Source organism: Capnocytophaga sp. oral taxon 864 (genome assembly GCF_002998835.1).
GTDB lineage: Bacteria > Bacteroidota > Bacteroidia > Flavobacteriales > Flavobacteriaceae > Capnocytophaga > Capnocytophaga ochracea.
This window is the reverse complement of sequence record NZ_CP027232.1, coordinates 1,249,073-1,274,175: the sequence shown is the minus strand read 5'-3', so window position 1 is coordinate 1,274,175 and position 25,103 is coordinate 1,249,073. Positions and strand designations below refer to the sequence as shown.

21 protein-coding genes, 1 tRNA gene and 1 pseudogene are annotated in these 25,103 nt (G+C 39.5%); 9 read left to right on the top strand and 14 right to left on the bottom strand.

Features of this window, described 5'->3' with window-relative positions; genetic code table 11:
- The first annotated feature begins 48 nt into the window (after positions 1–48).
- From gldD to C3V44_RS05595, 3 genes are all read left to right on the top strand, one after another.
- Positions 49–615 carry a gliding motility lipoprotein GldD gene (gldD, locus tag C3V44_RS05605; protein WP_002675426.1) on the top strand — a complete coding sequence of 189 codons (567 nt, stop codon included), beginning with the start codon at positions 49–51 and terminating at the stop codon, positions 613–615.
- Positions 616–684: 69 nt separating this feature from the next.
- Entirely contained in the window at positions 685–1,134 is a 450-nt protein-coding gene (locus C3V44_RS05600; RefSeq protein WP_009411286.1) for a GatB/YqeY domain-containing protein, read from the top strand.
- A 19-nt stretch (positions 1,135–1,153) separates the two neighbouring features.
- Positions 1,154–1,227, top strand: a tRNA-Arg gene (locus tag C3V44_RS05595).
- Positions 1,228–1,312: 85 nt separating this feature from the next.
- Here the strand turns inward: C3V44_RS05595 and C3V44_RS05590 are convergent.
- From C3V44_RS05590 to C3V44_RS12060, 4 genes are all read right to left on the bottom strand, one after another.
- Positions 1,313–1,714, bottom strand: coding sequence for a helix-turn-helix transcriptional regulator (locus C3V44_RS05590; RefSeq protein ID WP_106095823.1), 402 nt, complete (start codon positions 1,712–1,714; stop codon positions 1,313–1,315).
- A gap of 9 nt (positions 1,715–1,723) precedes the next feature.
- The gene (locus C3V44_RS05585; RefSeq protein ID WP_048748100.1) at positions 1,724–1,912 is read right to left on the bottom strand and encodes a type II toxin-antitoxin system HicA family toxin; all 189 of its coding nucleotides are present in this window, start codon (positions 1,910–1,912) and stop codon (positions 1,724–1,726) included.
- Positions 1,913–2,109: 197 nt separating this feature from the next.
- Positions 2,110–3,684, bottom strand: coding sequence for an NADP-dependent glyceraldehyde-3-phosphate dehydrogenase (locus C3V44_RS05580; protein ID WP_048748099.1), 1,575 nt, complete (start codon positions 3,682–3,684; stop codon positions 2,110–2,112).
- 86 nt (positions 3,685–3,770) lie between these two features.
- On the bottom strand, positions 3,771–3,947 hold the full coding sequence (locus tag C3V44_RS12060) for a CAL67264 family membrane protein (RefSeq protein WP_002675432.1): 177 nt from the start codon (positions 3,945–3,947) through the stop codon (positions 3,771–3,773).
- 945 nt (positions 3,948–4,892) lie between these two features.
- On the opposite strand from C3V44_RS12060, the gene C3V44_RS05575 reads away from it, so the two are divergent.
- Genes C3V44_RS05575 through C3V44_RS05550 form a run of 6 tightly spaced genes read left to right on the top strand, consistent with a single transcriptional unit; the run spans position 4,893 to position 15,140 of the window.
- Positions 4,893–7,919 (top strand): SusC/RagA family TonB-linked outer membrane protein, encoded by a 3,027-nt coding sequence (locus C3V44_RS05575; RefSeq protein ID WP_106095822.1) that lies wholly within the window; start codon positions 4,893–4,895, stop codon positions 7,917–7,919.
- A gap of 17 nt (positions 7,920–7,936) precedes the next feature.
- Positions 7,937–9,589 carry a SusD/RagB family nutrient-binding outer membrane lipoprotein gene (locus C3V44_RS05570; protein WP_002675436.1) on the top strand — a complete coding sequence of 551 codons (1,653 nt, stop codon included), beginning with the start codon at positions 7,937–7,939 and terminating at the stop codon, positions 9,587–9,589.
- A 19-nt stretch (positions 9,590–9,608) separates the two neighbouring features.
- Positions 9,609–10,994, top strand: a complete 1,386-nt coding sequence (locus C3V44_RS05565; RefSeq protein WP_106095821.1) for a glycoside hydrolase family 18 — start codon at positions 9,609–9,611, stop codon at positions 10,992–10,994.
- A 12-nt stretch (positions 10,995–11,006) separates the two neighbouring features.
- Complete coding sequence (locus C3V44_RS05560) at positions 11,007–12,269, top strand: BT_3987 domain-containing protein (RefSeq protein ID WP_106095820.1); 1,263 nt, start codon at positions 11,007–11,009, stop codon at positions 12,267–12,269.
- A 56-nt stretch (positions 12,270–12,325) separates the two neighbouring features.
- A complete protein-coding gene (locus C3V44_RS05555; protein ID WP_106095819.1) occupies positions 12,326–13,741 on the top strand; it encodes a BT_3987 domain-containing protein in 1,416 nt (471 codons plus the stop codon).
- Positions 13,742–13,757: 16 nt separating this feature from the next.
- On the top strand, positions 13,758–15,140 hold the full coding sequence (locus C3V44_RS05550) for a BT_3987 domain-containing protein (RefSeq protein WP_106095818.1): 1,383 nt from the start codon (positions 13,758–13,760) through the stop codon (positions 15,138–15,140).
- A gap of 64 nt (positions 15,141–15,204) precedes the next feature.
- Here C3V44_RS05550 and C3V44_RS12130 read toward each other — a convergent pair whose 3' ends face one another.
- From C3V44_RS12130 to C3V44_RS05505, 10 genes and pseudogenes are all read right to left on the bottom strand, one after another.
- A complete protein-coding gene (locus tag C3V44_RS12130; protein ID WP_217351579.1) occupies positions 15,205–17,265 on the bottom strand; it encodes a S9 family peptidase in 2,061 nt (686 codons plus the stop codon).
- Positions 17,266–17,763: 498 nt separating this feature from the next.
- Positions 17,764–19,146 (bottom strand): annotated as a pseudogene (locus C3V44_RS12125) (glycoside hydrolase family 65 protein); the annotation flags it as partial.
- 137 nt (positions 19,147–19,283) lie between these two features.
- Positions 19,284–21,386, bottom strand: a complete 2,103-nt coding sequence (locus tag C3V44_RS05540; protein ID WP_106095816.1) for a glycoside hydrolase family 97 protein — start codon at positions 21,384–21,386, stop codon at positions 19,284–19,286.
- 24 nt (positions 21,387–21,410) lie between these two features.
- Positions 21,411–21,842, bottom strand: a complete 432-nt coding sequence (gene ruvX / locus C3V44_RS05535) for a Holliday junction resolvase RuvX (protein WP_106095815.1) — start codon at positions 21,840–21,842, stop codon at positions 21,411–21,413.
- Between the two features lie 2 nt (positions 21,843–21,844).
- Entirely contained in the window at positions 21,845–22,657 is an 813-nt protein-coding gene (locus C3V44_RS05530; RefSeq protein ID WP_106095814.1) for a M48 family metallopeptidase, read from the bottom strand.
- Positions 22,657–23,088, bottom strand: a complete 432-nt coding sequence (locus C3V44_RS05525) for a hypothetical protein (RefSeq protein ID WP_009422620.1) — start codon at positions 23,086–23,088, stop codon at positions 22,657–22,659. The genes C3V44_RS05530 and C3V44_RS05525 overlap by 1 nt, the downstream gene beginning before the upstream one ends.
- On the bottom strand, positions 23,085–23,492 hold the full coding sequence (locus tag C3V44_RS05520) for a DUF2752 domain-containing protein (RefSeq protein ID WP_034554152.1): 408 nt from the start codon (positions 23,490–23,492) through the stop codon (positions 23,085–23,087). Before C3V44_RS05520 ends, C3V44_RS05525 begins: the two co-directional genes overlap by 4 nt.
- A complete protein-coding gene (locus C3V44_RS05515; RefSeq protein ID WP_009417595.1) occupies positions 23,493–23,834 on the bottom strand; it encodes a TM2 domain-containing protein in 342 nt (113 codons plus the stop codon).
- A 728-nt stretch (positions 23,835–24,562) separates the two neighbouring features.
- Entirely contained in the window at positions 24,563–24,946 is a 384-nt protein-coding gene (locus C3V44_RS05510; protein ID WP_106095813.1) for a hypothetical protein, read from the bottom strand.
- Positions 24,936–25,097 (bottom strand): AtpZ/AtpI family protein, encoded by a 162-nt coding sequence (locus C3V44_RS05505; protein ID WP_009411300.1) that lies wholly within the window; start codon positions 25,095–25,097, stop codon positions 24,936–24,938. Before C3V44_RS05505 ends, C3V44_RS05510 begins: the two co-directional genes overlap by 11 nt.
- Between the last annotated feature and the right edge of the window lie 6 nt (positions 25,098–25,103).

The window sequence follows — 25,103 nt, the reverse complement described above, 5'->3', positions numbered from 1 at the left end:
AAAAACCTTAGCATAAGTGGCTGAGGTTTTTTGGTATTAGTGTGATGTATGAAAAAACTTATTTATAGTCTGTTGAGTAGTGTAGTGCTATTGTTAGTAGCTTGTGGTACTGATATATTACCTAAGCCTAAGGGAGTATTGCGATTGGAATACCCGCAAGCATCGTATCAGAAAGTAACCGAATTGCCCAATTGTCCGTTTACTTTTGAGGTAAATACGCTATCGGAATTGAAGTACAAGCCCCATTCGTGTGATGTTAATATAGAATATCCTGCGATGAAGGCTACGGTTTATCTCACTTATAAAAATGTGAATGGCAATATTCGTCAGTTGCTGAGTGATGCACAGAAGTTTACTTATGACCATACGATTAAGGCAGATAATATTGCTTCGACAGTATTTATGAACGATACGACCAAAGTGTACGGTATGTTTTACCAAGTGTATGGCAATGCAGCTTCGCAAGCACAGTTTTACGCTACTGATAGTGTGCGTCATTTTATATCAGGTTCGGTGTATTTTAGGGTGGTTCCTAATTACGATTCGGTACAACCTGCGAGTAATTATTTAGAAAAAGATGTGAGAAGGATAATGGAAAGCCTCCGTTGGAAATAAAAAATAGAGGTAAAAGTTGGCAGTTTACAAATATAGCATTACTTTTGCCCCACAAAACACTGGAAAATTATGAGTTTACAAACTAAAGTAATGGAGGCTCTCAAAGAAGCGATGAAAGCCAAGGACACAGTGGCATTAGAATCGTTGAGAGCTATTAAATCGGCTATTTTGTTAGCCAAAACAGAAGCTGGGGCTGCCGAAGAACTTTCGGAAGCTGATGAACTTAAACTGTTACAAAAATTAGTAAAACAGCGCAAAGACAGTGCGGCTTTGTACACACAGCAAGGTAGGAATGACTTAGCTGAGCCTGAATTAGCCCAAATGGCGGTGATAGAGAAGTTCTTACCGGCTCAACTCAGTGAAGCAGAAGTAGAAACTGCTCTGAGAGGGATTATTAACCAAGTGGGCGCTACTACGCCTAAGGATATGGGCAAGGTAATGGGTGTAGCTACCAAACAATTGGCAGGTAAGGCTGATGGCAAGCTCATTTCGGAGATTGTAAAGAGATTATTGTCTTAGTAATATATAGTTTAAAAGAGGCCGCATAGTTCAACTGGATAGAATATCAGATTCCGGTTCTGAAGGTTGGAGGTTCGACTCCTCTTGCGGTCACGAGGAAAAAGCAGGTTGCTATATAGCAACCTGCTTTTTTGGTTGTGCTCTGTGGAGTGACGAGAATGTAATGTGAGACAGTATATTAAACAAACTCTAAATGCTGTAATTCTTTACCAAAAGCGTGCAAATGGCGTTGTATTTTTTGAGTAGTTTTGGCGCTAGGTTTACGTTTGCCTGTGAGATAGTGGCTTAGTTGCCCTTGATTTACTCCAGTAAGACGTTCTAATCCTGCCAATGAAATAATTTTGCTGTAATATTCTAAGAAAGATGCGGTGTCATATTGATATATGAATTCTAAATCGGGGAACTCTTTACCTATTTCATCGTAATACTCTTTCATCTCATCACGACATAATAAAAAGTCATCTTTAGCCTCGGCTACTGTATTACCTTCTCCTATGATTCCAAAATTTAAATTATCATCATCTAAATAGATGCCATAAGAGCCATCGTTACCTCTTTCTATAATTGCTTTTACTTTCATATCTTCTGTTTATTTTTTAAGACCAGCTAATTTAAGAATGCTATTTAAAGTACCTGCTTTTACTTCTTGACTTTCGTGTCTACTGGTTGGGAATTCCTTATTAGTGAGAGGACTAAACCAAATGGGGTGATTACTTCCTTGCCTTACTATATAACAACCTGCTTCACGTAGTTTTTTGTGTAATTCAGAATACTTCATTTATTTCATTACTTAAATTGGTGTGGCAAAGATACGAATATTAATATCATTATACAAATTTTTAGTGTTAAAGATTCTATGGTTATCTTCTATTCCTATTAAATTAATTTATCTAAATTAGCTGTTTTGCGGATATAAAAAAGCAGGTTGCTGAGTTTTCAGTAACCTGTTTTTTTGGTTATGATATTTTAAAACGATTATAAAATGAAATCGGTGTTGATGAAGTTAGAAGCGCCGGTGCGGAGGAGGTTCTCTACTATCCTGTCGTTGTAGTCGTTGTTTTGGAACGATACAAAAGTGCGGATAGAGAACGAGCGTAAAGCATCGTGTACGCTTAGGGTACCCACAGCTGAGTCTTTTCTACCAGTGAAAGGGAATACATCGGGGCCTCGCTGACACAAACTGTTGAGGTTCACACGGCAGAGCATATTCACCAACATATCGATGAGAGGTGAGAGCTCGTGTGGGTCTTCGCCAAACAGACTGATTTGCTGTCCGTATTTAGAATCGGAAATCTCATCTATAATCTCGTTGATATTGGAGAACGGTTTTACTGGAATAAGGGGGCCAAACTGCTCTTCGTTATATACTCGCATTTCCTTGGTAACGGGATAAAGTACCGCAGGGAAAATGAAGTTATCAGTGCGCTGACCACCTTTTTTATTCTGAATAGTAGCGCCTTTGGCAAGAGCATCGTCTATGAGTTCCTGTAAGAAAGCAGGTTTATCGACCTCAGGTAGGGGAGTGAGAGCTACTTTTTCGTCCCACGGATTACCGAACTTCAGCGCATCTACCTTTTCGGCAAAACGCTTGAGAAACTCATCTTTTATCTTGGCGTGTACGTAGAGGATTTTTAGTGCTGTACAACGCTGTCCGTTGAAAGACAAAGCTCCTTTCACGCATTCGTTTACTGCTAAATCAAGATTGGCGTCAGGAAGTATTACCCCAGGGTTTTTAGCTTCCAACCCAAAGACAAGGCGCAAGCGGTTTTTCTTAGGGTGCTGGTCTTGCAGTGCAATAGCTGTCTTGCTGTTGCCTATGAGTGCCAATACATCTACCTTGCCACTCTCCATAATGGGTGGTGCAACGGTGCGACCGCGTCCGTAAAGAATATTAATCACCCCACGGGGGAAGGAGTTTTGGAAGGCTTCCAATAGAGGTGTGAAGAGTAATACCCCGTGTTTAGCGGGCTTAAAAATCACTGTATTGCCCATAATAAGCGCAGGGATAATCAGTGCAAAGGTTTCATTCAGTGGGTAGTTATAAGGGCCTAAACAGAGTACAACCCCTAAGGGGCCACGACGAATGAGGGCATAGACTCCATCCCGTTGTACGAATTTAGACGACTCGTTATCGAGTTCCTTATAAGCATTGATAGTGTCGTAGATGTACTCTACGGTACGGTCAAATTCCTTACGCGAGTCGTCCAGGTTTTTGCCGATTTCCCACATCATCAGTTTTACGACCTCATCGCGTTGCTTTTCCATTTGTTTTACAAATTTGAGCATTGCGGAGATGCGGTCTTTTACTTTCATTGTAGGCCATAAACCTTTACCTTTGTTATAAGCCTCGGTAGCCGAATGAAGGGCTTCTAAAGCATCAGCTTTGCCTAACGAAGGCACGCTACCCAAGAGGGTATGCTCATACTTTTCAGTAGAAGAAATAGTGGAATAGATATTGGTGAACTCACCTTTCCACTCACGGAGTTCGCCATCGATAAGGTAAGTGTCTTGGCGAAAGGGTTTTACTTGAAATTGTTCTGGTATATTCATAATTTTTTAATTAGCAAATTAGTAAATTAGCAAATGAGTAGGGTATGTACATTTGCTAATTATCACATTAACAAATTAGCAAACTGTCATACTCTTCCTTTGAGGGCGTTGAATACCCAAGCAATAGCGAAAAAGCCAATGCCTACCGCTCCGAATCCAAAGCCTGCTACTTCGTTGTATTTAAAGGCTCCTAAAGCGATAAGCCCTAAGCCTACTACTATCATTATGAGGGTTGCCCACCCTAATACAGCATTTTTATTCATTATTATGATTACAAGTATCGGTTATCAGTAGGCAAAAGTAGAAAATAATTAGCAAATGAACAAATTTTTGAATTAATGGTCAATGATTAATGGTTAATGGTTAATGGTTAGTGGTTAATGGTTAGTGGTTAATGGTGGAATTGGGAGAGGATTGTACAAAGCTTATAGGATAATTGAATAATGGATGGGTCTACAGTGGGTCTACAGTGGGTTTATAATGAATAAAAGACAGTGTGAGTTACACGGACAGATATAGAAAAGACAAAGGTAACCTTCTCCTTACACATACCCAGCTTTCGCTGTACACATACCCAGCTATCGCTGGCTACCTCCAAAGGGGGAATTGTAGCGATACAAAGACGAAGAATGAACGAAGAATGAACGAAGAATGAACGAAGAAAAAGTGAAGCTAAGTTAAAGGTAAGGTGGAGATAAAAAGAGGGTTATTGTTAGTTTTTGACTTTGTAAAAGGTTGTAGTACGAAAAGCAATTAGAAACTTTGGTAAGGTGTATGGTCGGGAAAAGGGGAGAAGAATAGTGGTTTGCAATTTTGAAAGGGAGTGATGAATGGCGCTGAGATGAAGGGGAGAAGACTTTAACATTTGTTTTAAGAAAATATTAAGAGTGAGTATTGATTTAGAAAAAAGACTTTAATTTAATGTGTAAACTATTTTGGTTATAATAATTAAATAGATTTAAAAAATAACCATATAAGATGAGATTCTCTTTAATAAAATAGATATAAAGAAGATTATTTTTTAATCTTTAGAGATTTTTGAAGGAGAAAAATATAAAATTAGTACTATTGATTTTATTTGATTATCAATAATATATATTTTTGAAATAAAGAAAAAGAGAAAAAAAAGGAAAAAAGTAAGGTAAAAAATTTGCGCTATGTTAAAATATTCCTAATTTTGCGCCCAAATTAATTTATTCAATAAAGTAATGAAAGTAAAAATATCAATGCTAATGTTCGTTTTTGCATTGTTTAGCGGTGCGCTAATGGCACAAACGAAAGTAACTGGTACAGTTACAGGCAGTGACGGTGTGCCACTGCCGGGTGTGAGTGTTGTGATTAAAGGTACAACACGTGGTGTTTCAACTGACTTTGACGGGAAGTATGAACTACAAGCAGCTGCCAATGAAACTATTGAGTACAGCTTCTTGGGGTATAGTACTCTGCAAAGAAAGGTTACGAAAGCGAGCGGTACTCTTACTTTAGATGTGGTGTTACAAGAAGAAGCACAACAACTTGGTGAAGTAGTGGTAACCGCTTTGGGTATCAAACGCCAAGAAAAGGCGCTGAGTTATAACGTGCAACAAGTGAAGTCGGAAGAACTTACCAAAGTGAAAGACGTGAACGTGGTGAACAGCCTCAACGGTAAAGTAGCGGGGGTGAATATCCAACGTAGCTCTTCTGGGGTAGGAGGTTCGACTAAAGTGGTGATGCGTGGTCTCAAATCATTGGACGGTAATAACGGTGTGCTCTATGTGATTGATGGGGTGCCTTTGTTCAACAAACAAAGTGATGGAGGCGGAAATAACTTTGGTAAACCAGGTGGCGGTGAAGGTATCGCTGATATTAACCCTGATGATATCGAAAGTATTAATGTATTGACAGGCCCATCGGCTGCGGCTCTTTACGGTAGTGAAGCGGCTAATGGGGTTATTCTTATCAACACTAAAAAGGGTAAAGAAGGCAAAACAGAGGTAAACATCTCGAGTAGTGTGGAAATGCTAATTCCTATACAATTGCCTGAATTCCAAAATACTTATGGGAGCAACGGCGATAAAAGTTGGGGGGCTAAACTCACTACTCCTTCGAATGTTGATCCTAAAAAATTCTTCAATGTAGGACACAATATTATGAACTCTGTTACCTTTTCTACCGGTAATGCTCAGAATCAAACTTTTGTATCGGCAGCACAAACTGAAGCTGAGGGGTTGATTCCTAACAACGCTTACTATCGTTACAATGTAGGGGTACGCAATACTTCTAATTTTGCCAAAGACAAGTTACATTTAGATGTGAGTGGTAACTTTATCCGACAAGGAAACCGGAATATGATTGCTGGTGGTGGATATTTTAACCCGTTAGTAGGTTTGTACTTAATGCCTCGTGGCATCGACTTCCGAGATGTAAAGGCTTATGAACGCTATAACCCAAGTACTCAGATTTATGAACGCTACCAACCTTTCTCAGAAAGAGCCGATAGCTATTTCTCTGAAAATCCTTATTGGGTAGCTAATCGCGAACTTTTCTTGAATAATAAGAAACGCTATATGATGTCGGCTTCACTAAAATATGATATTCTCGATTGGTTAAACATTACCGGGCGTGTACGTTTGGATAACGACTATGGTACCTCAGAAGAAAAACTGTATGCAAGTACTACCAACTTTTTAGTAGGCTGGAAGACTGAATTAGGTTCTTATAACAAAGGACGTTATGCCATTAACGAAACTAAAGACGAGCAGACTTATGCCGATATTATGCTGAATATGAACAAGAACCTCGGAGAGAAATTTTCTTTGACTGCCAACGTAGGTTCCAGCTATAACGACCGTTTGAGCAATAGCCTATCAGCAGGAGGTTACCTCAAAGAAATTGCTAACTTGTTCTCGACATCTAATTTCGACGGACAAGTAGGAGGCTCAGGGCAAAGTTACTCTCGTGCTAAGAACGTAGCAGTTTTTGCCAGTGCTGAGTTAGGCTATAGAGGTATGTTGTACCTCTCAGCTACAGGTCGTAACGACTGGTCTTCACAACTTGTAAACTCAGCTGAACCTTCATTCTTTTATCCTTCAGTAGGTCTTTCAGGAGTGATTTCCGAAATGGTGAAATTACCTTCTTTTATCAATTATTTGAAAGTACGTGCTTCTTATACTGAGGTGGGTTCTCCTATTAGTAAAACAGGTATTACACCAGGTACCATTACTCACGAACTTACTTCTACAGGTTTGAAAACTAATAAGGTATATCCTTATCCAGACTTTAAAGCAGAACGCACTGCCTCTTGGGAGGCTGGTTTAAATACCAAATTGTTTGGCAATAGCTTGTCAGTAGATTTGACTTTGTACAAATCGAATACTTACAACCAATTCTTTGAACAAAGTCTTTCAGCCTCTTCTATCTATAGTTCCTTCTACTTACAAGCGGGTGATGTAGAAAACCGTGGTATTGAGTTGGCGGTAAACTATAACAAAGAATTTTTCAACAAACAGTTAGCGTGGAACTCTACTCTTACTTACTCACGTAACGTAAACGAAATTAAGAAATTGGTACGTGGATATCGCAATCCATTCACTGGCGAATTGTTTGATATTACCGAAGTGCGCAAAGGAGGTACTGTACTACGTGAAGGAGGCAGCCTTTCTGATATTGTTGTAAAAGGAGTGCTTTTGCGTGATGCGAAAGGTAACTTGATAGAAAATGCTTCAGGGTATCAATATGATGAAACACAAGAAATTAAGTTAGGACGCTCAACCCCTGATTTCCAAATGGGCTGGCGCAATACTCTTTCTTATAAAAATATTGATTTGAGCTTCCTTATCAATGGTAGCTTTGGAGGTATTGTTCTTTCAGGAACCCAACCTTACTTAGATGCTTATGGAGTATCAAAAGCTTCAGCTGATGCACGTGATGCAGGTGGTGTTTGGGTAAACGGCAAACAATACGACCCTGAAAAATATTACAATACTATTAAAAACCTTCCTGGGTACTACTCTTACGACGCTACTAACGTGCGTTTACAAGAAGTATCACTTACTTACTCTTTAGATGGTTCACACTTCTGGGATAAAGTAAAACGCATAACTATTGGGGTGATTGGTACGAATCTTTGGATGATTTACAACAAAGCTCCTTTTGACCCACAACTTACTTTTGGGGTAGGTACTTATGCGGCTAAGGAACTCTTTATGACCCCAAGTGCTGCTACTTATGGAGCAAGTTTAAAACTTCAATTCTAATCTAAACAAATACGATAATGAAAATATTCAATAAACATATAGCAATTGTAGCTTTATCAGCATTGAGTTTTACCGCTTGTATCAAAGATTTTCAAGAGGTAAACACCAATAAGCTACAACCTACTGATGCCGATATTAATCGCGGTGGGTATTCTTCAGGAGGCTACTTCAATGAATTGGTGCAACGTCCTATCCCTACAGGAGTAGGCGTAGACCCAGCTAACGACTATCAGGTAATACAAAATATGAGTACTGATAACTGGGTAGGTTATTTCTCACCAGGGCGCAATCACTGGGATAACGGTTTTAACCAAACTAGTTATTACGTGTCTAACAGTCGTGCGAATGGTACTTTCTCTACTTTGATTACAAAAGTAATGAATCCTTACTTTAAAATCAAAACCCAAATGCACAATGTAGAAACGGTAAATGGCAAATTGGTGTATCACGAAAAAGACCTTACTAGCAAGGCTATTTACCAATTAGCTCAAATCGTGAAAATAATGGGTATGCACCGTGCTACCGACCTATTTGGTCCTATCCCTTATAGCGATATGGAACCTGGTAAAGTAAAAGCAAAATACGACAGCCAAGAAAAAGTTTATAAGTCTTTCTTAAAAGAATTGGAAGAAGCTGTAGTGGTGCTCAACCAATATGGTGCTAATAACAAAGTATTGCAAGACTTTGACCCTGTTTATAAAGGCGATACTTCTAAATGGATACGCTTGGCTAACTCTTTGATGTTACGTTTGGCAATGCGTGTGCGTTTTGCTGATGCTACCTTAGCGCAAGAATATGTAGGCAAAGCTATTGCTGGCGGTCTTATTGAAAACGATGACCAAGCAGGTAAATTGGTTACCTCCAGTAAATACATCTTCCACCATTCTTTGGTAACAATGTTAGGCTATGGTGAGCTTAAAATGGGAGCGACAATCTATTCTTATTTGAAAGGATATGACGACCCTCGTATGGAAAAGTATTTTACCAAAAATACAGCTGACAATAAACCTTTAGATTTTTATGCAGTACGTTCTGGTATTAAAAACACTACTCAAGAAACAGAATACAAAAATTACTCTGTGCCCACTGTAGTACAAACTACCCCTACTTATTGGTTACGTGCTTCAGAAGTACAATTCCTCTTGGCTGAAGCTGCTTTGATAGGATGGTATGCTGGTGATACAGCCGAAAGCTTGTACAAAAAAGGTATTGAAATGTCGTTTACTGAAAACGGTTTGACTGCTGCACAAGCGCAAACTTATTACAATGCTTCGGCTAAGCCTGCCAATTACGTAGATCCAAAAGAATCTAACTACAATATTGATGCAAAAAGCACTATTGATAAGCAATGGCTTTCCGGTGGTAGTGTAGAAGAGCATTTAGAGCAAATTATCACTCAGAAATACCTTGCTAACTATCCTAATGGTTTTGAATCTTGGAGTGAATGGAAACGCACCGGTTACCCACGTATGTTCCCTGTGCCTTACAACTTGAGTAATGTAGGAGCTCAAAATATCAATGCTACTGGTAAAGATTTAGGTATGCGCCGGTTCCCTTTCCCTCAAAGCGAATTTGAATTGAACCCTGAAAATGTAAGAGCAGCTCAAAGTCTCTTGGGAGGTACTGATAACGCCGCTACTAACGTATGGTGGGACAAAAAATCTAAATAAATTTTAAAAGTAAAATACTATGAAAAAGATAATATACACGCTATTAGCCCTTACTGTAACACTTACAGCGTGCAGTAAATGGACAGAAACAGAGTCGAACGCAGAAGATTTTGAAAGAGCTGCGTTAGAGGACTTAAAAAATAAAAGAGACGCTGCCAAATGGCTTGCTGAAGCTGAACGTACTGAAGAAAACAAAAAAGCGTTAGAGGCTTATTGGGCTCAGCTCCGTGAGTACAAACAAAAAGCGTGGCTCAATACCGGTGAAGCGGGCGGGCAAGTGCCAATGGTATATTTTTGGTTTGATGGGCCTACTTGGCAACCTGTAAAAGGCATTGCACGTGGCTGGTTACAAGCTGTACCCGACTCGGTAGTAGCGCTTTCTATTTGGGGAGGTACTAATATGCGCCCCGAAACCCTTACTGAGTTTCACAAGAAAGATATTGAGGTTTTTCACAAAAAGGGAGGCTCTATCTTGATGTGTTGGCAAACTCCCAGTGTAGGGTTAGGCTTACCTAATACTAAGGATGGGGTAAGTGGTTATAAGAATTTTCATAACAAATATCCTTATGCGGAATGCTACGATCAATGGCCTGCTCTTTATGCACGTGAGTTAGCACGCTATATCATTGCTATGGATTTCGATGGCTATGATGTAGACTGGGAAACTTGTGGTGACCACGGAGCAGTAACTAAAGAAGGAACTCCTTTGATGTGGGAATACGGTGGACAAAATAGTAATATTGCTAGATTTGTAAAGGAAATGGCAAAATATTTTGGCCCAATAGGAGCAGCTCATGCGGTAAAAACACAAGCAGAACGCGAAGCGAACTTAAAAGCTTTGTTTGAAGCATCAACTGTGGGATATCACCCTAAAGAAAAAGAATATATAGATGAATTTAAACCATATTTGCCGGCTAATTATCTTACCAAACGTTACTATTTCTGTGCTGATGTGCCTTGTGATGTAGCAACTATTTTTGGAAGAAACTCTCAAACACCGTTGGCAATTGAGGATAATGCCTTTGCTATCTATTTTGATAAGCACTTTATGCAGGATTATCCACACAATGGAGTGAATACATCAGGTTCTCGTCCGCCAATGTTAGGAGGACCTTATTACAACTCTACCTCTGCTAACTATCAAGCAGGGAATTTCCGTGTAATGATAGGTAAAGGAAAAGCAGTGAGAGATAAACAAGTATGGGGCTTAGGAGCTTATCACGGACAAAGTGATTACGCCGTAACCAATGAAAGTGATGTTTTTTTTAAAGCATATCTTACAGAGAATAAAATTACTCGTAAGTATTTGCACTACGCTTGGACTCGTGAAGCTATCCGCATCGCCAATCCTCGTCCTGATTACTCAGGCTATAAAGAAATGGAACCTACAATTATTCTCCCTTAAAAGATTATTGCAATGAAAAATACAATTATAAAATTAGTGAGTGTAGCCTTACTGTTAGGGCTTACCGCTTGTCAGGAAAAGTTAGATAACGACAACAATAATAGTCTAGAAAATCTTTCGGCTGTGTATATGAACGACAGCAATGCCAGCGTGAGTTTTGCTAAATCTACTGAATCAGGTAGTACTAAGTTTGAAGTGCGTATGTCTAACCTAAGAGACCGCAAAGAAACTATTACCATTGCCGCTACCGATTTTTTTGCCGAATACAACGAGAAGAACACTACTACGTACAAAATGTTGCCTGCTTCGGAATATGAATTGTATGAGGAAGGAAATACCGCCAACAAATCTACTAATGGTACTTTGAGTATTACTTTGAAACCAGGACAAGCTTCTGTGCAAGTAGGAGTGAAAGTGCGTCCACTAAATGAAGATATCTACCCAATGGGGATTAAATATGCTATTCCATTGCGCATAGTGTCTTCTTCTTTACCTATCCTTTCTAATAAAGATGTGGTAGTAACCCTTAGTCGTCCGTTTAAAACCTCGGTAGCTTTGATAAAACAGGGCTATGCCTTAGGAGTAAAAATGGCCGATAATATCAAAGGAAGTGATGAATTTACCGTACAAGGAATGTTCCTTTTTAAAAAAGAATTTCATGCTTATAACGGTAGAAACGTAAATATGTCGCTTTTCCAAGGAGAAATGTTGCCTTATACCCGTATAGATGCTGGTAAAATACAAGTGAAAAATGGTGGTGGTGATAGTCCTGACGACTGGGCTTATTCCGATGATATTGCTATAGAAAAATGGGTACAAATAACTTTTACTTACAAGGATTCCTTCCTTAAATTGTATATCAATGGTAAGCTGATAAAAACTTACCAACGCCCCAGCTTGAAGGTATCTCCAGGTATGCGTATCAATATTGAAAATGCTCAAACCTCTTACACTACCGATCGTTATCTTCGCGAATTTAGAGTATGGAATAGAGTGCTTACCGATGCTGAAATTGTAGATGGTTTATACCTACCTGCTGACCCAGACAACAGAGGATTGGTAGTGTATTTACCTATCAACAAAAAAGAAGGCTTTAAAGATATGAGTAAGTACAACAATACCACTATTTACAGAAAAGGGACTTCAAATTCTCCTTATGGAGTACAAGATGGAGATAATTATGTAAAAGACATAGAAGAAGGTACCTTTACGCCTACTGTAGAATGGAAAGAGAATATAAAATTCCCTGCTGTAGGTTTAGAAACAGAAGAATAGTAATAACAATGAGGCTATTCTTTTTAAGGATAGCCTCTTAAAAAGCAAGTACAATAATGAAGAGAATAATTATTAATAGTTTTATAGTTGTTTTCTGTTTAGCAATTCTAATGGCTTGTAAAAAAGACGAGATTACTATTCAGAAGAACGAAAGTACAACGTGGGAAATCGACAAGAAAATAGTAGATGACGATATTCGTACACGTATTGGCTATGATCCTCGATTCCAATATGCTTATCCAGCTACTTCCGAAGTAGTAGTACCAATGCTTAGTTTAGAAGGTTTTACTTTTACTGATAAGAATACACGTTCGTTAGAAATAAGACTCTCTCGAGCATCTGCACAAGATGTGAAAGTATCTTTGGTATATGATGCTTCTTTATATGAGAAGATAAGAGGTAACTACTCAGGATATGAATTAGGAGCTGCTAATTTAGTTGAGATAACAACTGCCGAGAAAACTATCACGGCAGGTACTACTTCCACTACTTTTGAACTCAAAGTAGCTAATCAAGCTAATTTCAACAAAAAAGTAATCCTCCCATTTGCTGTAAAAGTAACCAATAATGATTTGGTAAAAACTTTGAATGGTAAAGATTATTTTGTAGTGAAAATATATCCTAAAAATGTTACTTTTGAAGTGGCTAACAAAACCATTACTAAAAATGCTACTTTAGAGGACGGTAAAGCAAAGATGGCTAATAAGGAAGTAACTGTAACCGTTACCCCTTCTGACCTTATCCCAACAGATATTTCTTTAAGTTTAGAACGTGATGACAATCTTGTTAGTGGCAAGACTTTAGCTCCTAATGATATAGTAGGTGCTATTGACAAGGTTGATTTCAAAAATAAAACCACAGGCAAGATTACTTTTAGTTTGCAAAATGTAGAGAGCATTACTACTAAGGGTAGTTATGTATTGCCATTAAAATTAATGGCTTATGATGCTTCAGGTACAGCCTATCAAGTACTCAATACTCCTGTGTTAGTAACTATTGAAGTAAGTGAATTTGGTATACCCGATGATAACAGAATAAAAGAAATAAAGAGCTATTCAGGAGCACTGATTGAAAGTAGTAACTATAGTTTTTCATCTAATTATGAACAAGGACATTTGGGAAAACTTAGTGATAGAAGAACCGACAATGGAAATTGGTGGATAAACACTTATTTAAAAGGTGATAAAACAGTGTATTTATTGGCAAGTTTTAACACTTCTACGCTTATTAAAGGTGTTAAAATTACTCAGAAGACAGCTGGTAAACGAGTTCAAGGATTAGTAGCTTATGCTTCAGATACAAATCAACAAAGTTTGTATAAATCACAAGGAGAATTTGTAGCTGAGGAATCTACAGGTAGTGTATTGTATCTTAAATTTGAGAAACCTATTAAAGCTCAATACTTGATGCTTTCTTATTTTGAGAACTCAGATAACCAATACATTGATATTCACGAGTTGGAATTTTTCTAATATAAACATTTAGCAAATGAAAAATTTTATAATAGCACTAAGTTGTTTTTTGCTATTAGTATCTTGTAAGAAAGACGAGATTACTATTGAGAAAAACGAAAGCACTACGTGGGAAATTGACAAGAAAATAGTAGATGACGATATTCGTACGCGCATCGGCTATGATCCTCGCCTTAACTATATTTATTTGCATCCCACTGTTGCCGAACTACCAATGCTTTCTTTTGGTAATGTTACTATCAATAGAGATTACACTAAGGAAGTAGAAGTGAGATTGCTTGATAAACCTTATGACAAGGAGGTACGAGTATCACTTGCTTATGACGCTTCTGCTTACGACAAAGTGAAAGCTAATTATTCAGGCTTTGAATTAGGTGACGCTAACCTTGTTCAGTTAAGCGAAGTTACTAAAACCCTTAGCAAAGGTGAAACTTCTGTTACTTTCACGCTTACTATTAGCAATAACTCTAATTTTAAAAAGAAAGTTATTTTGCCTTATGCTTTAAAAGTAACCGATAATGGTCTTACACTTCCTAAAGAAAAAGATGTATTTGTACTAAAAGTTTTCCCAGAAGAAATAAAGATTAGTGCAGTGCCTCGAGATGTAACTAAGTTATTAGGTTTCTATAACGGCACAACCTACATAGGAAGTAGTGATAAAAAAGTTACTTTTACAGTGAAGAGCAGTTACGAATTACCTCCAGGGCTTACAGTTGCTTTGGTACGTGATGCGAATCCTTCTTTAGGAAGTAAAAAAGTGGCTCCTGATGGAATAGAAGGTACACTTCCAGAAGACAATTTCGATACCATTAGCAAAGACCTTTCATTCAATTTAGATGAATCAAACATTACAGCTAAAGGAGAGTATGTTTTACCGCTTAAATATATAGTAAAAGATGCTTCAGGAGTTGAGCAAGAATTATCAAACAACGGAATTTCTGTAAATTTGAATGTGAAAGAGTTAGTAGTTTCTAATGATAATGTAGAAGTAGCTTCTAAAGAATTAGGCACAAAAATAAATAGAAAAGGTATTCGTGTATCCTATTATGGAACTACTTATTACTTAGCAAGTATGATTGACGACGATCTTTCAAGTGTAGGCTATGTTAAAGAAGGTGCATATGTGTATTTTACTTTTCCTAAAGTAAGAAATATAAAATCTGTTGTTATAAAAATGCGTCAGGGTAATGAGATGAAAGCTCTCTCACTATATGCCGGTTTGTCACAAGGAAACGAACAGAAACAAGGTACGGCCTCTTATAGTGGAAAAGATGATTTTATCATTACATTCAAGAAAGCGGTTCCTCTTATCCGTTTAGCTTTGGGTGACTTTGTCAATAAAGATAATGCAACCTCTAATTGGATAGGTATAACCGATATTCAATTCTACGAAGAATAACACTAAGAAGCTTAGTATTTTTTCAGAAAAAGGAATGTTTAGTAATAAACATTCCTTTTTTTGTTTATCTATTTTTTTCTAATTCCAACAAGAAAGCGTATTCTTTTGAGATTTCTTTTAGGGCTTCAAAGCGTCCTGAGGCACCGCCGTGACCAGCTTCCATATTGGTGTCTAAATACAGCGGATGGTTGTCGGTTTTGAGTTCTCGCAGTTTGGCTACCCATTTGGCGGGCTCCCAGTACTGTACTTGTGAGTCGTGTAAACCGGTACTCACGTACATTGCTGGATAGGATTGAGCTCGCACTTGGTCGTAAGGGGAATAGGAGAGCATATAATTGTAATATTCCTCGTTATTAGGATTTCCCCACTCGTCGTATTCGCCCGTAGTGAGCGGAATACTCTCGTCGAGCATTGTGGTTACCACATCCACAAAAGGTACAGAGGCGATAATGCCTTTATACAATTGTGGTGCCATATTCACCACGGCACCCATTAACAAACCTCCAGCCGAGCCACCTTCGGCAAATAGATGTTCGGGAGAGGTGTAGCCTTCGGCGATGAGAAACTGAGAACAAGCGATAAAATCGGTAAATGTATTTTTCTTTTTGAGGAGTTTGCCATCTTCATACCATTGGCGACCTAAATATTCTCCCCCGCGGATATGTGCAATAGCATAGATAAAACCGCGGTCTAACAAGCTCAAACGAGTGGTAGAAAAATAAGGATTGATGGTTACTCCGTACGAGCCATAACCGTAGAGTAACAAAGGATTTTGTCCGTTTTTCACTATGTCTTTACGGTAGATGAGCGAAATGGGGACTTTTACTCCGTCGGGGGCAGTTGTCCAAAGGCGTTCTTCTATATAATTATCTTTGTTGAAGTTCCCGCCTAATACTTCTTGTTCTTTTAGTAGGCGCTCTTCGCCAGTGCGCATATTATATTCTATAATAGAGGCAGGGGTAGCTAATGATTGGTAGTTATAGCGGAGCCACTCGGTGTTGAAATCTATATTTTGGATAGTATAGGCGGTATAAGTTTCGCTATCAAAGGGGAGGTAATGCGTTTTTGAGCCGTCCCACGAGCGTATTTGTATACGTTCTAAGCCGTTGTACACTTCTTCGACTACTAAGTAATCTTTGAAAATTTCTATATCGTTCAGGCGTACTTCGGGACGATGGGCAATTATCTCTTCCCAATGTTCTGAGCTTGTAGCACTTTCGGGGGTACGCATCAGTTTGAAGTTGGTCGCACCATCTTTATTGGTGAGAATATAAAAATACTCCTCATAATGAGCGATATCGTACTCCAAGCCTCGTGTGCGGGGTTGGAATACTTTGAAAGCCTCGAGAGGAGTATTGGCATTCAAGATTTGATATTCGGATGTAAGGGTACTTTTGCTGCCTATCACAAGGTATTTACGAGACTTCTCGCGGTAGATGAACACATCAAAAGTATCGTCTTTTTCGTGGAAAATTAGTATATCGTCTTTGGGGTCAGTACCTAAAATATGGCGGTATACTTTGAAAGAACGCAGGGTTTGCTGGTTGTTTTTAACATAGAAAATGGTACGATTATCGGCTGCCCAAATGGCTTGTCCGTTGGTATTTTTGATTTTATAAGGCAGTATTTGGCCTGTGCTGAGGTTTTTGATTTGCAGGGTATATTGGCGACGGGACACGGTATCTACCCCAAAAACAGCCCACTGATTGTCGTCGCTTATGGCAAAGCTATCGAGGTAAAAGTAGGCTTTGCCTTTAGCCATCGCATTACAATCGAAAAGCACTTCTTTGGAAGCTTCGAGCGTTTCTTTGTAGCGCACATAAATAGGGTAATCCTTACCTTCTTCATAACGAGTTTGATACCAATAGCCGTTGTAGCAATAAGGCACAGAACTATCATTTTCTTTGATGCGGCTTTTCATTTCGGCAAAGAGCGTTTCTTGCAAAGGTTTGGTGTGTGCTGTTTGCGCCTGATAGTAGGCGTTTTCGGCTTCTAAATAAGCAATAACCTTAGGGTTTTCGCGCTCGCGTAGCCAATAGTAATTATCAGTGCGTTTGTTGCCAAATTCGGTGAATATATGAGGTATTTGTTTAGCTTTAGGAGGGTGTGATTGAGGTTTATTCATTTGATATGATATATGTTTTTTGTCAATTCCGATGCCTTTTAAAGTAATTTTTTTCCAATGTGCAGGCATTACAGTTTTCAGTTGTTGTATGCCTTTTTCTTCAGATAAATCTAAGCCTCCAAAGCCCATCATCACCGTTTGTAGTACGCCTCCTGCTCCAGTGAGGAAATAAGGAGTCTTACCATTTTTGGTTTCAGCCATTACTCTAAAAGGAGGTAGGAGATTAGGATGGTAGGCTTCAGTGAAGTACTTATAAGCCTTTTCGCGATCGCCTAATCGGCTGTATAAGAGAGAGAATATAGCTTGAGTCATCGCAGGAGTATCGTTGTAAGGCACTTTGTCTTTGTAATACTCTAAATCTTTGTGTATTTGGTTTTTGTCGGTAATTACTTTTAACGGATAAGCTAATAGGTTTACATCGGCTTGCTTGATTGCTTGCCCCGTATAGCTATCGTGTTCACGGGTTACGCCATTATCCATTGTGCTGAAAACGAGCTGTTCGGCTATGGTTTTCCATTGAGGGTTAGCTTTTATCCCTAATACTTTGGCAGCAGCAATAGCGTAGAGCAAATTCAGTTTAGCAGCTGCATTGGTATAGGCGTTGTTATCTACATTTTCAGCCCATTCATCGGCACATACTACGTTTTTAATTTGATAGGGAGCTTGTTCACTCACTCGGCTTTGCCAAAAGGTAGCGGTACTTTCTAAAATGGGATAGCCTATGCGGCGCAACCACTCTTTATCTTTAGTTACACAATAGTAATTCCATACAGCTATAGCTACATCGGCAGTGATGTGATGCTCGTAAGTACCTGTTAGTGCCCATACGGGGGTATCTTCTTCTCCTGATGTAGCACTTTCCCAAGGGAACATCGCCCCTTGATAACCGTGTAGAGCAGCGTTGTGTTGGGCGCGTTCTAACCTTTGATAGCGATAGTTGAGGAGGTTTTTAGCTATTTCGGGGTGCAATAATAACAAAGGGGGATACATCCACATTTCGGTATCCCAAAATATGTGTCCCATATACCCTGTGTGGCTTAACCCATAAGGAGAAAGAGAAAAGGAATGGAGCTCACTTACCGAAGCGTATAAGTGGTATAACATATTGTGAATATCCTGATTAGCCTGTGCATCTCCCTCAATCTCAATGTTGCTTTCCCAGAGTTTTGCCCACTGTTTGTTATGTCCTGCAAGTAGCGCCTCGTGTCCCTGCAAGAAAGCATAAGTACAGAGCCTTTCGGCTTGATTATAAGGGTCGGCAGAGTGCTGAGAGGTTATTAGGTTGCCAATTAGTGAGAAAGAATAGGTTTCTCCAGCTTTTAGTTTATGAGTGAATTGCATTAGGTGACTATTGTAGTCTCTCATTTCGTGCAATATTTGGGGAGCGTTACCGTATTTTTTATCGAAAAGAAAAGCGTTACTCACTGCTATTTTAGCATTTTCTGCAGGTGTTTGAGTTACCGTAGTGAGCAATGGGATATGAGTGTGAGGCGGATTGATTTCATTGAAGTAGTTTTGAGGGTTGCGGAAGCCATCGGGGGTGGTTAGAATGTTCTCTGCCAGAAGTGTAATATCGCGCAAAGGGGTAATGCTGATGTCTAACAGCAAGGTGTGAGGCAAGTGCCTCAAGGCATAATAAGTATAGGTAACTTTAGCTTTGTCTTTAAAATTGAAGTGACCTGAGAACGCCCCATTGCGCAATTCTAACTCTTGAGTGAAATCACTAACAGAATGAGCGTTGATATCCTCGTAATCAATAGCCATTCGCAGTTGTAATGGATTGATATTAGGCATAGCCGAAACTACCCTACTTTTGCCGTAATCGTACAACCCTGCTATGATTACTTGGTCTATTTGTAGGGGTACAGCAGAAGAACGCATCCCTATCATTCCATTGCCTATTGTAACCCCGTAATAGTTTGCGGGGTTGATGGTCTCTGCTTTGAGCAGCCACGGGTCTTGGGCATTCAGTGAAGCACAGCAAATGAAGCCTATAATGAAAAAGAATTGTTTCATAATCACTTGATACTTATAGCCAAGCCACCACTGGGAGCAAGGCGTTGTTTGAGTTTGGTTTTTTGAGTTACTTTCATTGTTTTGATGGAGTAACTATTGGGATTGGTACGCCAATCGGCATTTTTACCGTCGGTGTAGAGGGTAGCGGTATAGGTTTTTCCTTTGGGTAGAAAACTGAAATCAACGAGAGCTTCACGGGCGTTTTCATCGGTAATAGCACCTACGAACCACTCGTTTTTACCTTTGGCTTTACGGGCAATGGTGATGTAATCGCCGGGTTCGGCTTCTAAAATGTAAGTATTATCCCAGTCGGCTGCTACATCTTTGATAAATTGGAAAGCATCGAGGTGTTTTTCGTAGTTTTCAGGCAAGTCGGCTGCCATTTGTAACGGACTGTACATTGTTACGTAGAGCGCCAACTGCTTCACAAGGGTAGTACTACGTTTGGCTTTGTTGTTGCCATATCGGCTCAAATCGCCTTCAAAAATACCAGGGGTATAGTCCATAGCGCCACCCATCAAGCGGGTAAAGGGGAGGATAGTAGTATGTTCGGGGCGATTGCCGTTGAACGACTCAAATTCGGTACCGCGTGCACTCTCTTGGGCTACCCAGTTAGGGTAAGTACGGCTCATACCGGTAGGTCGCACCGCCTCGTGAGAATTGACCATTATGCGGTACTTAGCAGCGGTTTCGGCTACATAGTTGTAGTGGTTTACCATCCATTGTCCGTCGTGGTATTCGCTGCGCGGGATGATAGGTCCAACATAACCTGTTTTCACGGCGTCGTAACCGTTGTCGTTCATAAAGCGGAAAGCCTCGTGCAGGTGGCGTTCGTAATCAACTACTGAGGAGGTAGTTTCGTGGTGCATAATTAGTTTTACTCCTTTGGCAGCGGCGTATTGGTGTAGTGCTTGTACATCAAAATCGGGGTAGGCTTTGGTAAAGCTGTAGATGCGCTCTTTGTCGTAAGCATAATTATCTTCCCAGCCCTCGTTCCAACCTTCCACAAGAACGGCATCAAAACCGTGTTGAGCGGCAAAATCGATGTATTGCTTTACGTGCTCGGTATTAGCTCCGTGATGTCCGTTAGGTTTTAGTTTTGTATAATCGGTAACGCCAATGGTAATATCGCGGTCATCGGAGTAAGCCCACGTACTGCCGCCTCCTATGAAATACTCCCACCAAACACCTATGTATTTAGTAGGGTGAATCCAAGAAGTATCTTTGATTTTACAGGGTTCGTTGAGGTTGAGGATAAGGTTAGAAGCCAAAATATCACGGGCATCATTGCTTACTACTATCGTGCGCCACGACGTTACGCTACCTGTTTGAATATAGCCTTTTACCCCATTCTTGTCGGGGACTAAATGAGCTGATAACTGATGTTTGGCAGCATTGACGTTGAGCATCATTGAAGGGTAATTTACCAAAGCAGCTTCGTGCAGATTGATGTACAATCCATCATTTGATTTGAGCATCAAAGGCGTTTGTACAGCTACATTGGGGGTAGGTGCTTTGGCAGCCAAAGGCTCTTCGCGCACTTTGTCGATAAGTTTAGGAATTTCCGAAATAGCAGAAGTGGTAATAGGAAACTCGTTAGTATCGTAGTCAGCGGGAATCCAAAAAGCCTTGTGGTTACCCGAAAGCTGAAAAGTAGAGAGTTCTTCTTGAATTCTAAAGTGACGGAAGTTAGCTTGCACTGGAAATTCATAGCGGAAACCTAAACCGTCGTTGAACAAGCGAAAGCGCAAGTGCAATTGTCGTCCGTTGTTTTTCTGAGTGAGACGGACGAACATTTCTTTGTGATGGTCGCGTATTTCTTTGTTTTCGCCCAATACGGGTTGCCATACACTATTAGCTTCAGCAAATTGAACATCTGTGATTTCAAAATTGCTGTTGAAATCCTCCTTTTGGTTGATAACAAACCCCAGAGCACTCTCGCTGATGACTGTTTTGCCTTTGAAAGTTAAGGCATAAGTAGGCGTACCTTTTTCATTAAGCCGAAATGAGAGTTTGAGGTTCCCGTTAGGAGATGAAAGAGTTTGCGCAAATAGAAGAGGCGCAACACACAACATACATACAATAGTGATAATAAACTTTTTCATTGGTTAAATATTTTTATCGTGATTTTATCTTTTGCTTGACCACTCATTGGCTCTCCCTGAGAGAAATTCTTGTAAGATAATGGTAGCACTTATTTCATCTATCAGCGCTTTGTTCTGACGTTGTTTCTTTTTTAGTCCGCTATCAACCATTGTTTGGAAAGCAAGTTTGGAGGTAAACCGTTCGTCTTGACGGTGGATAGGTATCTCTGGAAACTCCTGTTGTAACTTACTGATAAACTTTTGTATCTCAGCCTCTACGCTGGAATCCTCGTTGTTGAGTCGTTTAGGTTGCCCAATCACAAAGGCTTCTACGGCTTCCTCGGCAGTGTATTGTTTTAGGAAAGCCAGTAGGGTAGGGGTTTCTACTGTGCAAAGCCCCGAAGCGATGATTTGCAGAGGGTCGGTTACAGCAATACCTGTGCGTTTGGTTCCGTAGTCTATAGCTAAGAGTTGCATAATTATTCTTCCTCTATGATTTCCTTAAATGTTTCCCAAGTAGATGAAGAAATAACAGGCTTGTAGTTAGTTCGCTGTTTACCGATATTTTGTAGCAAATACTCTTTCCTATCCTTTGGAAAAGGGTGAGTGCTTATCCATTTAAATGCCGAAGGCGGAGTATTCTCATCATCTATGACTCCTATAAACTCAGCAAAAGGTTTAGGGTCTATCTTCGCATTTTGTATATAGGTAAGTCCCACAAGGTCGGCTTCTTTTTCCATATTTCGGTTAAAAGCACTCGAAGATACGATTCTGCCTACTTCTGTAATCATCGAAAGGTCTGACCGCCCCGAAATAATAGCAAACAAAGTGCCTATCCCTAATTCTCTTACAAGCGACTGCATTACGTGATCTTTTTCAATATGCGCCAGCTCGTGCCCAATCACCCCACAAAGGGCTTCTGGGCTTGAGGTCTTTTTTACAAGTCCTGTATAAATCATCAGCTGGTGATTAGGCAAAGCAAAAGCATTTACCTCTTCACTATCTAATAAGTACACTTTCAGCTCCTTCCGGTCGATGTTATTAGCATCACATATTTTGGTCACCATACTGTCGATAGTCGTTACTGCAAGGCTATCGTCTACCACCGAGTTTCTGCTCGTGAAGTCCTCAAACATCATTTCACCCAGCTTTACCTCTATTTTCTTTACGTATTCATTCCTTATCAGTGGGTTAATCTTAAAAATTCCCAACCAGTTTACTTGTTGCAGTAAAAACCAACCCCCAAAGAAAACACACAGTAAAATAGTGCCTCTTGATATTACTTTATTCATTATTTTTTCACTATTAAATCTACAATATCACCGTAAAACCACCACGATAAATGTTCGCCCTTGCGTATCTTTATGGCAGAATAAAACGTGCCTATAATTTCATAGACATTAAAGATAAAGGCAATAATCAGCCAAGCAATATAAGCATTAGTTACTAAATTGCTCCCCAATACTATTGATACAGTCCACCAGAAAGTAGTGGTGTTTACAAAAAATAAGAAGAGTTGTGAAACGAAGGCTTGATAACAATGCCAACGCACAAAATAAGAGCCTTTGCGATGTGCCACCAGAAAGAATATGGTAGCCAGTAGATTGATGATAGGCAAAGGCATTCCCGCCATAATAGCCACTATCGACATTATATAGCTATTGGCAGCGCGCTCCTTGTCACCATCGCTGATGCGTTCGTTTAATTGTTTAGATTCTATCATAAACCTTTATAAATATTCCAAATCCAGTTCAGTACTATGAGAATAAAAAAGGGAATATACACGTAAGGGCGTTTAAAGAATTGTTCAAACTTTATGTAAGCTCCCTGCAAAGTAGTTTTCTTTCTGCATAAATCATAAAGTAACCACAACGGAGTAATGATAAGTAATACCGATGCCAATACCCCAAGCGGATTGGTCAGTAACGCCTCTCCCCAGTGCCCTTCAAAAAAAGCCTCAACCGACCGCGTGGTACCACACGACGGACAGGGGTACCCCGTAACATTCTTTATTGCACAAACAGTAACCCCTATGTCCTGTCCGTGAAAAACATAGTGGCTAAGTAGCCACCCCCAACAGGCAAGACATAGGAGTGTGATGAAAGTATAGAACTTTTTAGTCGTCAATTAATAACTAAGTGCTGAAGCTAATAATTCCGCATTTTTGTCTCTTGTAGCGTCCATAATTAGGAACCAGTCCACAATCGTCCAAATACCCAAACCACCACAAGTAAGCAATTTACCAACTCCCATACCTACATCGCCTATGTAGAAACGGTCAATGCCCAAATGTCCTGCAAAAATAGAAATGAGGAGAGAAGTAGTAGGGTCTTTAAATTGTATCGTTTGTAGCATTACCCATTTTGATTCGTCCAAAGAAAGAAGCTTTTCACGAATTTGAGGAACGATTTCAGGTCTGAAAAATTTACCATTGGTTACGATAAACATATCCACTTTTTGTGCATCCATAGTGTGTAAAATTATGAGATTAAAATTATGGTGCAATATTACAGCATTTTTTTGATATTGCCTAATATTTTAACAAAAAAAGTTATACTTCTGATTCAAATTCACAGAAAGTGTCTTTAACAAGGTGTTTTTCTACAAAATTGCCACACTCGGTTTTTACATTTCCCTTATCTTACCATCGCCTTACCTTCGTCATTTGCCTCTCGTCCTTCGTCATTTGTTCCCTTTTCCGTCACTATATTCCCCTTCTCCGAGATAGCCAGCAACAACTGGGTATGTGTAAAGGAGGAGGTTATCTCCTAGTGCCTATGGCCTAAGGCCTATCACCTCTTCCTCTTTCTTTCGACTCGAAACCCTCTTTTTGGCGTTTTTGGCATTGTTGTATTATATTATTAATCAATTATTTATATACCCTTTCTATACCAATCGTCCAAGATTCGTATAAGCTTCCTATAAGCTCTCTATAAGCTAACCCCACCCAAATTACAGCTCATTTTTTACCTTTTACCTCAACATGTCCTTCCGAACTCCTCCGTTTCCTTCCGAATTCTCCAACCTCTCCTCTGACCTGTCCGACCCGTCCATTCCTCTTGGTGGTATTATTGGCATTTCTGGTATTTCTGGCATTATTAACATTTACCCCATTTGCTAATCTGTTAATTTCCTAATTCTCTCTCATTTGCTAATTTCCAAATTTTTTAATTTTCTATCCGCCATACGGCTCCCACTTATTTTATCAACCGAATCGCTAATACAGCTTCTATGGTTGTGAAATAAAAAGAAGGCAATAAGATGAAGAGCATTTCGTATAAAGGAGAAGGACTTACAGTTTTTACCAGCGGAAGTGAGAGAATTACTACGGCTACAAAACGCAATACAAAGCCCGCCATAAAAGCAAAAGCAGTGTGCTGTTTGCGTCTTTTGTTTACAATGAAGATAATACTAAATAAGAAGAAGGATAAACCACAATGGAAGATGAGCAAGGAATTTAGCGAATAGTACAAACTAATATCCTCTGTGTTTACGCAATAATCGTACAGCCAAAAGAGTCCTACCCCTCCGGCAATAAGCAATAATAAATATTTTACAAACAGAAGTATGTTACTCTTCATCGCTCATCTGTTGGGCTTTCTTAATTACTGAATACATAGCTCCAAATACCCCAAAAAGCGAACATACCACTGTCCATAGAGAGTACTCATTAGGAAATTTACCATCTAACCAAACACCAAAAAAGCTACAAATGGCTATGGTAATAGCCATTTGTAG